Origin of the sequence: Streptomyces sp. NPDC017991, assembly GCF_044328075.1 — a bacterium.
Classification (GTDB): Bacteria; Actinomycetota; Actinomycetes; order Streptomycetales; family Streptomycetaceae; genus Streptomyces.
This window is the reverse complement of the sequence record NZ_JBIRGP010000007.1, coordinates 293,310-305,152: the sequence shown is the minus strand read 5'-3', so window position 1 is coordinate 305,152 and position 11,843 is coordinate 293,310. Positions and strand designations below refer to the sequence as shown.

At 72.2% G+C, this 11,843-nt stretch carries 11 protein-coding genes; 1 reads left to right on the top strand and 10 read right to left on the bottom strand.

Annotated features, from left to right (window positions below; all coding sequences use genetic code 11):
• Positions 1-64: 64 nt before the first annotated feature.
• Entirely contained in the window at positions 65-313 is a 249-nt protein-coding gene (locus ACH4DZ_RS22455) for a hypothetical protein (RefSeq protein WP_398289025.1), read from the bottom strand.
• A gap of 15 nt (positions 314-328) precedes the next feature.
• Here ACH4DZ_RS22455 and ACH4DZ_RS22450 point away from each other — a divergent pair, with 15 nt between their 5' ends.
• Positions 329-718: a hypothetical protein gene (locus ACH4DZ_RS22450; protein WP_398289024.1), complete on the top strand. Its 390-nt coding sequence runs from the start codon at positions 329-331 to the stop codon at positions 716-718.
• A 63-nt stretch (positions 719-781) separates the two neighbouring features.
• On the opposite strand, the gene ACH4DZ_RS22445 is transcribed toward ACH4DZ_RS22450, so the two are convergent.
• The 9 genes from ACH4DZ_RS22445 to ACH4DZ_RS22405 all read right to left on the bottom strand — a co-directional run bounded on the left by ACH4DZ_RS22445 (position 782) and on the right by ACH4DZ_RS22405 (position 11,820).
• Entirely contained in the window at positions 782-2,530 is a 1,749-nt protein-coding gene (locus ACH4DZ_RS22445) for a S8 family peptidase (protein WP_398289023.1), read from the bottom strand.
• 440 nt (positions 2,531-2,970) lie between these two features.
• A complete protein-coding gene (locus ACH4DZ_RS22440; protein ID WP_398289022.1) occupies positions 2,971-4,062 on the bottom strand; it encodes a PAC2 family protein in 1,092 nt (363 codons plus the stop codon).
• A 153-nt stretch (positions 4,063-4,215) separates the two neighbouring features.
• Positions 4,216-4,887 (bottom strand): FadR/GntR family transcriptional regulator, encoded by a 672-nt coding sequence (locus tag ACH4DZ_RS22435; protein WP_398289020.1) that lies wholly within the window; start codon positions 4,885-4,887, stop codon positions 4,216-4,218.
• Positions 4,888-4,981: 94 nt separating this feature from the next.
• A complete protein-coding gene (locus tag ACH4DZ_RS22430; protein ID WP_398289019.1) occupies positions 4,982-6,340 on the bottom strand; it encodes an amidohydrolase in 1,359 nt (452 codons plus the stop codon).
• Positions 6,337-7,110 (bottom strand): nucleoside phosphorylase, encoded by a 774-nt coding sequence (locus ACH4DZ_RS22425; protein ID WP_398289018.1) that lies wholly within the window; start codon positions 7,108-7,110, stop codon positions 6,337-6,339. The genes ACH4DZ_RS22430 and ACH4DZ_RS22425 overlap by 4 nt, the downstream gene beginning before the upstream one ends.
• A complete protein-coding gene (locus ACH4DZ_RS22420; protein WP_398289017.1) occupies positions 7,107-7,994 on the bottom strand; it encodes an ABC transporter permease in 888 nt (295 codons plus the stop codon). Before ACH4DZ_RS22420 ends, ACH4DZ_RS22425 begins: the two co-directional genes overlap by 4 nt.
• Positions 7,994-9,151 carry an ABC transporter permease gene (locus ACH4DZ_RS22415; RefSeq protein WP_398289016.1) on the bottom strand — a complete coding sequence of 386 codons (1,158 nt, stop codon included), beginning with the start codon at positions 9,149-9,151 and terminating at the stop codon, positions 7,994-7,996. The genes ACH4DZ_RS22420 and ACH4DZ_RS22415 overlap by 1 nt, the downstream gene beginning before the upstream one ends.
• Position 9,152: 1 nt before the next feature.
• Positions 9,153-10,769: an ABC transporter ATP-binding protein gene (locus tag ACH4DZ_RS22410; protein WP_398289015.1), complete on the bottom strand. Its 1,617-nt coding sequence runs from the start codon at positions 10,767-10,769 to the stop codon at positions 9,153-9,155.
• Positions 10,750-11,820, bottom strand: a complete 1,071-nt coding sequence (locus tag ACH4DZ_RS22405; protein WP_398289014.1) for a BMP family ABC transporter substrate-binding protein — start codon at positions 11,818-11,820, stop codon at positions 10,750-10,752. Before ACH4DZ_RS22405 ends, ACH4DZ_RS22410 begins: the two co-directional genes overlap by 20 nt.
• Between the last annotated feature and the right edge of the window lie 23 nt (positions 11,821-11,843).

Sequence of the window (11,843 nt, the reverse complement as noted above, 5' to 3'; positions counted from 1 at the left end):
CCGTCCGGCGCCCTCTGTGCGCTCCACCGCGTGTCACGCGTGCGGCGGTCTGTTCGTCATGCCGCTACTTGTTCACGATCACGGCCTGGACGGTGTTCGTCGCGGAGTCGTAGATCCCGATGACCTGCTGGCCGAAGGCGAAGGCCTGCTGGACCTCGTCGTGCGTCACCTGGTTCGGGTTGACCAGCGGACGCCAGCCCTGGTTGACGTACAGGTAGAGGATCGACGGCTGGCCCGGCAGCGGGGTGACGACGTCCCAGAAGTGCTCGGCGACACCGCTCGTCAGCGCGGCGGCCTCGACGGCGCTGCGCATGACCAGTGGCTGGCCGTGCTGTTGCTGCTGCTGCCCGCCGAGTTGCTGGAGCAGTTGCTGGTACGGCTGCTGCTGGCCCAGCTGCTGGAGCTGCTGCTGCAGATGCTGCGGCACCTGCTGGCCCATGCCCATGCCCTGCTGGCCGGACGGTTGCTGCTGACCGTATCCCTGCTGCTGCCCGAACGGCTGTTGCTGCTGGCCGAAGCCCTGCTGCTGACCCTGCTGCGGGGGAGCTGTGCTCGGACCCTGCTGTTGGCCTTGCTGCTGGCCGAACCCCTGCTGGCCGAAACCCTGTTGGCCCTGCTGGCCCTGTTGGCTCATCTGCGGGGTGGTGCTCATGCGGGTGCCACCTTCCCTCAATGGTTGGGCATGGTTGGGCATGGTTGGGCGATGGTTGCGTGTTGATGGCTGTGATGGTTGGTCGTGGTGACCGCTCACCGGATGTGAACCGATGGCCGGTCGGTCGGGTCAGCCCGTGACGACCAGGCCGACGATCTCGTCGTCCGAGAACCAGACCCGTACGTCGGGCCGGCCACCGGCGAAGGCGGCCTGCACCGAATGGCGGATATCGGGAGACGGGTTGTTCAGGCTCCGCCAGCCGCCGGCCACGAAGAGCCGGAGCCTGGGCGGGAGTTCACGCGGATAGGGCACCAGTTCGTCCCAGTACCGTTCCGCCCGGCCCGAGCCGACCGCCCCGGGCAGCAGATGGGCGACCGCCGCCTTGATGTCAGGCCGGCTGCCGATCCGCTGCGACGCGGGCCGGCCCGGCGCGTCCTGCTGCGGGGAACCGGTGGCCCGCAGTACCTTGCGCGCCTTCTCCGGGGTCATCGACTCCTGGCCGGCCGCCCTGAGCATGCCCTGCAGCGCGGCCAGGGCGCCGACCACCACCGGGGAGGCGGAGGACGTCCCGGAGAACGTGTCCGTGAACCAGGCGATCTCCTCGGCACCGCCCTGCAGATCGCCGGGCCGGTCCCAGAAGCCGCCGGTCGTGGTGACCTCGTGGCCCCAGCCCTGCGCGTCCACCCGTGCCCCGTAGTTGGAGAACGCCAGCCGCGAACGGTCCGGGCCGTGGTCGCGGCCGTGGGTGCCGGGCGGCGGGGCGCCCGCGCCGACCAGGATCGCGCCGGAGGACTGGTGGGACGGGTTGAAGGGGTTGCGCCACCACTCGGGGAATTCGTCGGGGCGGCGTTCGTACCCGGCGTCGTCCAGCGACTCGCCGCCGTTGCCCGCCGCCTCCACCACGATGATGCCCCGGGCGGTCGCGTACCGGATGGCCGCGAAGTCGTCGGGCCACCACTCGATGGGGGTGTAACCACGCTGGTCGTCGCGCTGGTGGTAGTCGAACCGCGGTCCCGGGCGGTGCAGTTCGATCAGGATGATGTCGCCGGGGCCGAGTCGGTCGGCCGCCGCGTGGATCGCCGCAGCCGTGCCGATGCCGTGGAAGGACGCGGCAGCGGTCACGCTGTCCGGCGCGATGCCGGTGATCCCGAACTCGTTGCGGTCGCCGCCGATCACGCCGATCACGGCGGTGCCGTGGCTGCGCCAGGCCAGGTCCTGGATCGGGGTGCCGACGACAACACCCGCCAGCTTCGCGGCCAGGTCCTCGTGGCCCAGTTGCCAGGCCCCTTCCACGTCGATCACGGTGACGCCCTGGCCGGACCCGCCGGGCCGCTGCCAGGCCCAGTACGCGTCCACGCCCTCGGGCGCCGGGCGCAGATAGCCCTGGCGGCTGGTGAAGTCGGGGGTGACGGGGGCGCCCTCCTTGTGACGCCTGGTCTCGTCGGCGCTCTGACCGACGGACCCCACGGAAGCCGGTACGGCGGCCGGCTTCACGTACGCCGTGGCGATCTCCGGCAGCGCGGCGATCCGTGAACGCAGTTCCTGGGCCCGTTCCTCGCCGCCCCGTACCCGGTAGAACAGTCCGAGGTCGGGCAGTGCCTCGGCGCCGGCGGCCGGCGGCCGGGACGCCGACCGGAGCCGTTCCTCGCTGCCGAACAGCGGTTCCAGGGCGAGCTGTTCGTCGCTGAGGAACATGGTGAGTGCCGACACGTCGGCGCCGGCCGCCGAACGAACCCCCTGCGCCCCGGCGCGCAGTTGGGCCTCGGGCCGGGCGACGACGATCAGCTCCTGCTCGGCTCCCCGGTAGTTGAATCCCGCTCCGTCGGGCCCCGGTCCGGACGCTCCCGGGCCCTGCTCCGGCTGTACCTGGTCGGTCATCGCGTGCCGCTCCCTTCGGTCCGTGCGGGTGCTCAAGTTGTCGGTGCCGCTGTCCAGTTGTCGTTGTCCGTCGGCGAACCGTTCCGGTGCTGTGTCCTCCGGTTGTTCCTTCGGGTGTGTCCTGCGGGGCACACCCTGCTCCTCCCGGGCCGACTCGTCCACCCCCGAGTTCGCCAACTGCGTTTGGAGACAAATTGAATTGGGTACCGTGTGCAATTCGTCCGGAAACCGATGTCACGCCACAATCCGGCCAAAGGCTGAGGAGACGGGTGTCATGTGATGGGGTGACAGCGCCTGTTGACCGCAGGGGGCCGGGTGATCACCCGGATCGCCGACGCGCGCTTCCGCATCCCCACGACGCGTGCCGCGTGACGCGCGGAAGGGCGGTGCATGACATGCGAAAGGGCGGTGCGCCCGCAGCGCACCGCCCTTTCGTTCGGTCAGTCCTCCGATGACTCCGACGAATCCGGCGGCTCGTTCGAGTCCGCGGTGCCGGGCGACTCCCCGGCGGAGCCGTCGGTGCTGTCCTCGGCGTCACCCGCCGCGTCGGGGGTGTCACCGGCGGCGCCGTCGGTCGGCTCCGGCCGTTGCGGACGGAGCGGCCTCGCGCGACCGCCCGGACCGTCACGGAGATACGAGGCGGGGTCGCCGCTCTCCGTCGCGTGGCTGCCCGGCGCCGCCGCCGGCCCGCTCCCGTCCCGTCTGCGCAGATAGCGCTCGAACTCACGGGCGATCGCCTCGCCCGACGCCTCCGGCAGCTCGGCGGTGTCCCGGGCCTCCTCCAGCGTCTGCACGTACTCCGCGACCTCGCTGTCCTCCGCGGCCAGCTGGTCCACGCCCACCTGCCAGGCCCGGGCGTCCTCGGGCAGCTCGCCCAGCGGGATCCGCAGGTCGATGAGGTCCTCCAGGCGGTTCAGGAGGGCCAGCGTCGCCTTCGGGTTCGGGGGCTGCGACACGTAGTGCGGCACGGCCGCCCACAGCGACACCGCCGGTACGCCCGCGTGCGTGCACGCCTCCTGGAGGATGCCGACGATGCCCGTGGGGCCCTCGTACTTGGTCTCCTCCAGATCCATCGTGCGGGCCAGGTCCGGGTCCGAGGTGACCCCGCTGACCGGCACCGGACGGGTGTGCGGGGTGTCACCGAGCAGCGCGCCGAGGATCACCACCAGCTCCACGCCCAGCTCATGGGCGAAACCGAGCAGCTCGTTGCAGAAGGAGCGCCAGCGCATCGACGGTTCGATGCCCCGCACCAGCACCAGGTCCCGCGGTTTGTCGCCGCCGACCCGGACCACTGACAACCTTGTCGTCGGCCACGTGATCTTGCGTACACCGCCGTCCAGCCACACCGTGGGCCGGTTCACCTGGAAGTCGTAGTAGTCCTCGGCGTCGAGCGCCGCGAACACCTCGCCCTTCCACTCGCTGTCCAGATGCGCGACCGCGGTGGAGGCGGCGTCGCCGGCGTCGTTCCAGCCCTCGAACGCGGCCACCATGACCGGGTCGACCAGCTCGGGAACCCCGTCGAGCTCGATCACTCAGCGCCTCCTTCCGACGTACCCTCACGTACGCCCCAACCTTACGGCTTGTGCACAGGGCGTCCGCAGCCCCCTCGCATGGGGGAGTGACCGGATCACTGCCCCGTTCGGTGCCCCGGAACACCCCGCGGTCGTCCGATCTGCCGGGATCCCTCACAGCGTCGAGCGCAGCCACTGCTCCACGCTCGCGATGTGCACGGTCGCCCACGAGCGGGCCGCCTCCGCGTCCCGGTCGCGCAGGGCGCCGAGGATCGCGCGGTGTTCGCGCAGGGTGCGGCCGACCGCGTCCTCCTGGGTCAGGCCCCGCCAGACGCGGGCACGGGTGGTGGGCCCCGAGAGGCCGTCGAGGAGGGAGCAGAGCACCGAGTTGCCCGAGCTCCGCACGATGCCCCGGTGGAACTCCAGATCGCAGGCGACCAGTTCCTCCACCGAGGGCCCGGCGCCCAGAGCGTCCAACTGGGCGGTCAGCGCGTCCAGTTGCTGTTCGCTGATCCGCTGCGCCGCCATCGCCGTCGCGGCCGGCTCCAGGATGCGGCGTACCGCGAGGAACTCCAGGACCGTGTCGTCGCGGTGGAAGTCCACGACGAAGCTCAGCGCCTCCAGGAGGAGCTGCGGGTCGAGGCTCGTGACGTACGTGCCGTCGCCCTGCCGTACGTCCAGGATGCGGATCAGGGAGAGGGCGCGCACCGCCTCCCGCAGGGAGTTGCGGGACAGGCCCAGATCGGCGGCGAGCTCGCTCTCCTTCGGCAGCCGGTCGCCGGGACGCAGTGCGCCGGAGACGATCATTGCCTTGATCTTCTCGATCGCCTCATCGGTGACTGCCATGGCAGGCCTCCCCGTCGCTCAGGCTGTCACGCGGACACCCGATGACTTGCCTCTGTCTTGCGTCCGTCTTACATCCGATGTCTCATTATGCGGCTCACACGAGGTCGGAGCGTGACACGAGATCCGCCAGGTCCGCGAGCGCGGCGCCCTCGTCGAGGGTGGTGAGCGTACGGCCGCGCATCAGGACCCGGCCGTCGACGAGCGTGTCCCGTACGTCCTCGGCTCGGGCCGCGTACGCGAGCGTCGACCACGGGTCGTGGCGGGGCGCCAGATGCGGGCCGCCCAGGTCCAGGACGATCAGGTCGGCGCGCTTTCCGGCCTCCAGCGAACCCAGCTGGGCGTCCAGTCCCAGCGCCCGGGCCCCTTCGATCGTGGCCATCCGCACGGCCTGCTCGGCGCCGACGGCCGTGGGGTCCCCGTCGGCCTTGTGCACCAGGGCGGCGAGGCCCAGCGCGCGCAGCACGTCCAGGGTGTTGGAGCTGACCGCGCCGTCCGTGCCGAGGCCGACCGTCACGCCCGCGCTCAGCAGCCGCGGCACGGGGGCGATGCCGCAGCCCAGTTTGAGGTTGGACACCGGACAGTGGGCGACCGACGTACCGGTACGGGCCAGTGCCGCGATCTCGGCTCCGGTGAGGTCCACGGTGTGGGCCAGCAGCAGATCGGGGCCGAGCAGTCCGAGCGAGTCGAGCAGTTCGACCGGTCGCTTCCCGTACCGCACCTCGACGGTGGCGACCTCGGTGGCGTTCTCCGCCGCGTGGATGTGCAGCAGCGCGCCGAACTCCCTCGCCAGCGCCGCGATCTCGGTCAACTGCCCGGGGGAGAGGGTGTAGGCGGAGTGCGCGAAGAGTACGGGGCGCGTACCGGGCCGCCGCGCCCCCGTCCCGGCACGGCCCGCCAGGTCACGTCGGGCCCACTCCAGCCGGTCCTCGTACGCGATGCCGTCCGGCGGGTCCGGTACGTCCATGAAGGTCGGGCCCGTGTGCAGCCGCCAGCCCGCCTCGCGCGCGACCTGCTCGGCGGCCTCGTGGAACCAGTACATGTCGAGCGCCGAGGTCACCCCGGCCCGTACGCTCTCCGCGATCGCGACCCGGATCGCCGTGGCGACGTTCTCGGCCGACAGCAGTTCGCTCTCCCAGCGGATCACCCGCTCCAGGAACCCCTGGAGGGTCACGTCGTCGGCGCGGCCGCGCAGCAGCGTCATCGCCAGATGGGTGTGCGCGTTGACCAGGCCGGGGAGCACGAGACAGCCGGTGGCGTCGAGGGTCTCGGCGGCCGGGTATCGCGCCAGCAGCTCCTCGGCCGGGCCCACCTCGACGATCTCGCCGTCGCGGACGGCCACGGCTCCGCCGGCCACGATCGTGCCGGCCTCGTCGACGGTCAGGACGTCACCGCCGTGCACCAGCAGGTCGGCGGGGGCGGTGGTGGCCGCGGGGCGTTGCGAGGGGACGGTCACAGCGCGCGCTCCTCCGCCTCGGCCAGCAGGCGCAGGGCTTCCAGCGCGACCACCGCGCCGCGCTCCACGCCCGTCGCGACGATCTCGCGGTGCGGGTCGTAGCCGCCGGTACCGGCCTCGTCGACCAGCTCGTCCGCGTTCGCGCCGTCGATCACGAGCAGCCCGCCCGCGGTCAGCCCGCGCAGTGAAGCCGTCACGTACAGCGCGGACAGCTCCATCTCGATGGCCGCGAGCCCCGCCCCGTCGTACGAGAACAGGGGTATCAGCCCCGGCTGGAAGGCTGCCCGCGTCCACACGAGGCCGCGGTGGTGCGGAGCGCCCTGCTCACGTGCCGCCAGCTGGAGCGCGAGCACCGCCTCCGGGGTGGCCACCGCCGGATACTCGGGGGGCAGCAACTGCTGGGTCACACCGTCGTCGCGTACCGCGGCCTCCGCGATGACCAGGTCGCCGTCCTGGATCCCGGGCCGCATCGCACCCGCCGTACCGAACCGCACGAAGGTGGACACGCCCGCGTCCGCCAGCTCCTGGAAGAGCAGGATCGCACCCGGCGCGCCGACCCCGTGGGAGGCGACGACGACCGGCACACCCTGCCAAGTCCCCCTGAACAGACGGTATTCGCGGTGGTACGAGACCTCCTCGGCGCCGTCGAGCAGCGCGGCGACGATCGCGGCGCGCGCGGGATCGCCGACGACGACGGCGCGCGCGGGCAGTCCGCCGCGGGGTATGCGGGTGATGGGGGCCAGGTCCTGCGGGGCCTGTTCCTGCGTCATGAGGTGACTCCAGTCGTACGCGTGGTCATGCGGGTACGGGCGGCGCGGCGGCGGCGCTGCGCCGTGCTGAGGAAGAGGGCGACGAGGGTGACGACGTAGGGGGCGGCGTCGGTGGCCTGCTGCGGCATGCCGAGGCCCTGGAGCCGGAAGCCCGCGGCCTCGGCGAGTCCGAAGAGCAGCGCGGCGAGCAGCACACCGAGCGGCAGGGCCCGTCCGAGCATGACGGCCACGACCGCGATCCAGCCACGGCCGGCCGTCATGTTCTCGGAGAACAACGTGACGTTGCCCAGGGCGAGTTGCGCCCCGGCCAGTCCGCACAGCACACCCGACACCAGCACGGCCGCGTACTTGTAGCGCGCCGGGCTCACCCCGAGCGTGGCGGCGGCCTCCGGTGCCTCACCGACCCCGCGCAGCCGCAGCCCCCACACATGGCGGGACAGCAACAGCGCGGACACTCCCACCGCCGCCCACGCCAGATAGGCGAGCGGCGAGAAACCGCCGACCAGCGGCAGTCCGGCCAGTGACGGGTCGTCGAAAGTGCCCTGCACGCCGAAGATCGTACGCAGCAGGAAGCCGGTCAGGCCCACCGCCAGGAGGTTCATGGCGATGCCGAGCACGACCGCGTCACCGCGCAGGGTGACCGCGCCGACGGCGAGGACCAGCGAGTACGCGGCGGCGGCCAGCGCGGCGGCCAGGACACCGAGCCAGGGGCTGCCGGTGAACCAGCTGGTCGTGACGGCCGTGAAGCAGCCCATCAGCATCATGCCCTCAAGGCCGATGTTGAAGACGCCCGCCCGTTCGCACAGGGCCCCGCCGAGCGCGGCCAGCAGGATCGGCGTCAGCGCGCGCAGCGCCGACATGAGGAGATCGGAGTCGAAGAACATCAGGCGAACTCCCCCTGGGAGGCGGGTTCCTTGGCGTCGGTCGCCGGGTCGGCGGGCTCCTCGGACTGCTGGGGGTCCTGGGGCTTTCGGCCCCGCAGCCGAGGGAAGCGCAGCCGTGCCGCGAGGAACACGATGACGATGGCCTGGAGCACCTGCGTCAGCTCGCGAGGCACCTCGGTCGTGCGCTCCATGGACAGTCCGCCGACCTGGAGGACGGCGAAGAAGAACGCCGCCAGCACCGTGCCCAGCGGGGCCGCCGCGGCGAGCAGTGCCGCGGTGAGGCCCGTCCAGGTGTAGCCGGGGGCGGTCAGCGACCCGTCGAGGAAGCGGTAGGGGAAGCTCAGCACACCGATCGCGCCGACCAGCCCGGCCAACGCGCCCGAAGTCGCCACCAGCCGGAGCGTGAGCCCCTTGCGCTCCACGCCCGCGTAGGCGGCGAAGCGCGCGTTGAGGCCGGTCATCCGGATCTCGTACCCGATGGCCGTGCGCCGGTCGGCGAACCAGTACGCGCCAGCCGCCAGCACGACCAGCAGCAGTCCGGCCGTCACGGTCGACGTGCCGAGGGCGGGCAGCGCCACGCCCTCCGGGAGCCGCCGTGTCTGGGGCAGGCTGGAGCCGGGTTCCTTCAGCGGATAGCGCACCAGATAGGAGGCGAGCGAGGTCGCCGGATAGCTCAGCAGCAGGCTGCTGACCAGCAGCGGCACCCCGAACCGGTTCTCGCACAGCGCGGCCAGCGCGGCGTACGCGGCGCCAGCCAGGATTCCGGCGAGCAGCGCCGTGACGACGGTGAGCGGCGCGGGCAGCGGTGAGTAGAGGCCGGTGACGGCGGCGGCGATGCCGCCGAGCACCATCTGCCCGTCCCCGCCCAGGTTGATGAGCCCGGCGCGCAGGGGGATCGCTAGTGCGAGGGCCATGCCCAGCACGCTCGTGCCCGTGGTGAGCGTCGACCCGATCCCGTCGGCCCCCAGGGAGCCGGTGACGACCGCCCCGTACGCGGCGAACGGATCGGCGCCGGTGCCCACCAGGAACAGGGCACCGATGACGAGCCCGGCGACGACCGAGAAGGTGACGGGGGAGCGCAGGGCCCCCTTGATACGGGCTGCCCCCTTGCCACGAGCCGCCCTCTTGATACGGGCCAGGTCCAGGGCCGAGGCCATGTCAGTCTCCGTCCGGCGCGGGGGTGTCGGTTGCGGCAGAGGTGTCCGATGCGGCGGCTGTCGGGGCGGCTGCCGGGGCCGGCGTCCCGGACCCGCCGCCCGCCATGGCCAGGCCCAGCGTCGTCTCGTCCGCGTCCGACCTGTCGTACGAGGCCGTCACCCGGCCCTCGTACATCACCAGGATCCGGTCGGCGAGGCCGCGATTCTCGCTCAGTTCGGCGGAGACGAGGAGGACGGCGTGGCCCGCGTCGCGGTAGGCGACCAGCTCGTCGTGGATGGCCTGGATCGCGCCGATGTCCACCCCGCGCGTGGGCTGCTCGACCAGCAACAGCGGCGCTCCGTGCGCCAGTTCGCGGCCGATCAGCAGCTTCTGCAGGTTGCCGCCGGACAGGGCCGAGGCCGGCACGTCGGGTGTGGACGCCTTGATGCCGAAACGCTCGACGAGATCGCGCGCGTGGGACCGTACGGCCGAGGGCGGCAGTAGACCGTGCCGCGAGGACAGCGAGGTGCGGTGGTGGCCCATCGCGAGGTTGTCCGCGACCGAGGCCGCGGGCGCGGTACCGACCGCGTGCCGGTCCTCCGGAACGTAGGCGAGGCCCCTCGCACGCCGCTCGGTGGCCGAGGCGTGCGTGATGTCCTCACCCCGCAGCCCGACCCGCCCGGCGGTGGCCGGCCGCAGCCCGGCGAGCGCCTCGACCAGCTCGCTCTGCCCGTTCCCCGCGACCCCCGCGATGCCGACGATCTCCCCGGCCCGCACGGACAGCCCGACCTCGTGCACGCCCGCCGTGCTCAGACCCTCGACGTCCAGCACCACGTCACCGGGCGTGCCCGGCGGGTGGACGCGGTCCAGTTCGACATCGCGGCCGGTCATCGCCGCCGCGATCCCGGCGCCGCTCGTGTCGGCCGTACGCAGCCGGGCGACGACCCGCCCGTCCCGCAGCACCGTGACGTGGTCGCTGCCCTCCAGCACCTCACGCAGCTTGTGGGTGACAAGGATCACCGTCCGGCCGCGTGCGGTCAGCGACCTGAGCACCGCGAACAGCGCGTCGGCCTCGGCGGGCGTCAGGACCGCCGTCGGCTCGTCGAGGATGAGCGTACGGGCGCCGCGGTGCAGCAGCTTCAGGATCTCCACGCGCTGGCGCAGCCCCACCGGCAGGTCGCCCACCCGGGCGTCCGGATCGACGACGAGGCCGTGCTCGGCGCCCAGTTCACGTACCCGGCGCCGGGCCGCGGCCCGGTCCAGCAGGCCGAAGCGGCGCGGCTCGGCCCGGTAGACGACGTTCTCGGCGACCGTCAGCGAGTCGAACAGCTTGAAACTCTGGTGGACCATGCCGAGCCCGGCGGCCATCGCGGCGGCCGGGCTCCCGAAGGACACCTCGACACCGTCGATACGGATCGAACCCGCGTCCGGCCGCTCCATCCCGTACAGGACGGACATCAGTGTCGACTTGCCCGCGCCGTTCTCGCCCATCAGCGCGTGGATCTCGCCGCGCCGGACCGTCAGATCGACCGAGTCGTTGGCGAGGGTGCCGGGGAAGCGCTTGGTGATGCCGCGCAGCTCGACGGCGGGGGGCAGCCCGCCCACGGCCGTCGGTATGTCACTTGGCGGCCGGGTCATCGACCGTCAGCTCTCCGGACACGATCTGGTCGCGCAGCGCCTCGACCTTCTTCAGCACGTCCTTGTGGTCGGCGATCACGCACTTCGACGCGTCCACGCCGTCCTCAAGGCCGGTCAGGCTGATGCCGCCCTCCTTGAGTCCGTACGAGACGGTCCTGCCCGCCTTGCCGGCCAGGACCTGCTCGATGCCCTCCTGGACGGCGACATCGGTCTTCTTGATCACGTTGTCGACGACGGTGCCGGGAGCGGCCGTGCACTGGTTGACGTCCACGCCGTACGCGTACGCCTTCTTCGCCTCGGCCGCCTCGAAGACGCCGTAGTTGCCGGCCGCGGCCGCCGCCATGATCTGGTCGGTGCCCTTGGCGAGCAGCGAGTTCGCCTGCTCCTTGGCGCGCGCCGAGTCGTCGAACGGCGACTGCCCGCCGACGAAGCGGGTGCTCGCGGACGCCTTCGGGGCGACCTTCTTCGCACCGGCCGCGAACGGGTCGCTGTAGCGCCGGAACTGCCCCGTGTCCAGCACGACGACCGCGCCGACCTTGCCGCTCCCGCTGAGCAGCCCGGCCTCGGCGCCCGCCAGGTAGACGCCCTCGTGCTCACGGAAGACGGCACAGCTCACGTTCTCGAACGTCTTCTCGGTGCAGGCGTCGACCATCAGGAACTGCTGCTTCGGGTGCGCCTCGGCCTGCTGCGCGACCACGTCGGCGAACTCGAAGCCGACCAGCACGACGACGTCGGGCGCGGCGTCGACCGCGGCCTGCACGTTCTGCTGCTGCGAGGCGCTGTCGGAGGACTGGTAGACCTTCTGCGTCCCGTCGTGCGCCTTCGCCGCCGCCTTCACCCCGTCGACCGCCAGCTTCAGGAACTGGTTCTGGCCGACCGAGTCCGGCGTCACCAGCGTGAAGGACTTGCCGCCGCCCTTGGCACCGGCCGAGGAACTGTCGTCCTTCGCGGCGGCGTTGCAGCCGGTGGCGGCCACGGCCAGCAGCACGCTGCCGGTGGCGACGGCGGCGAGGCGCGGCGAACGGGGTCTACGGGTACGGGTACGGGGCATGGGACCGGCCTTCCATGAAGGTG

What these genes read in the sequence shown, in the direction of transcription:
- ACH4DZ_RS22405 (WP_398289014.1), bottom strand. Translation starts at nt 11,820, where the DNA reads ATGCCCCGTACCCGTACCCGTAGACCCCGTTCGCCGCGCCTCGCCGCC.
- ACH4DZ_RS22455 (WP_398289025.1), bottom strand. Translation starts at nt 313, where the DNA reads ATGCGCAGCGCCGTCGAGGCCGCCGCGCTGACGAGCGGTGTCGCCGAG.
- ACH4DZ_RS22410 (WP_398289015.1), bottom strand. Translation starts at nt 10,769, where the DNA reads ATGACCCGGCCGCCAAGTGACATACCGACGGCCGTGGGCGGGCTGCCC.
- ACH4DZ_RS22425 (WP_398289018.1), bottom strand. Translation starts at nt 7,110, where the DNA reads ATGACGCAGGAACAGGCCCCGCAGGACCTGGCCCCCATCACCCGCATA.
- ACH4DZ_RS22435 (WP_398289020.1), bottom strand. Translation starts at nt 4,887, where the DNA reads ATGGCAGTCACCGATGAGGCGATCGAGAAGATCAAGGCAATGATCGTC.
- ACH4DZ_RS22445 (WP_398289023.1), bottom strand. Translation starts at nt 2,530, where the DNA reads ATGACCGACCAGGTACAGCCGGAGCAGGGCCCGGGAGCGTCCGGACCG.
- ACH4DZ_RS22420 (WP_398289017.1), bottom strand. Translation starts at nt 7,994, where the DNA reads ATGTTCTTCGACTCCGATCTCCTCATGTCGGCGCTGCGCGCGCTGACG.
- ACH4DZ_RS22415 (WP_398289016.1), bottom strand. Translation starts at nt 9,151, where the DNA reads ATGGCCTCGGCCCTGGACCTGGCCCGTATCAAGAGGGCGGCTCGTGGC.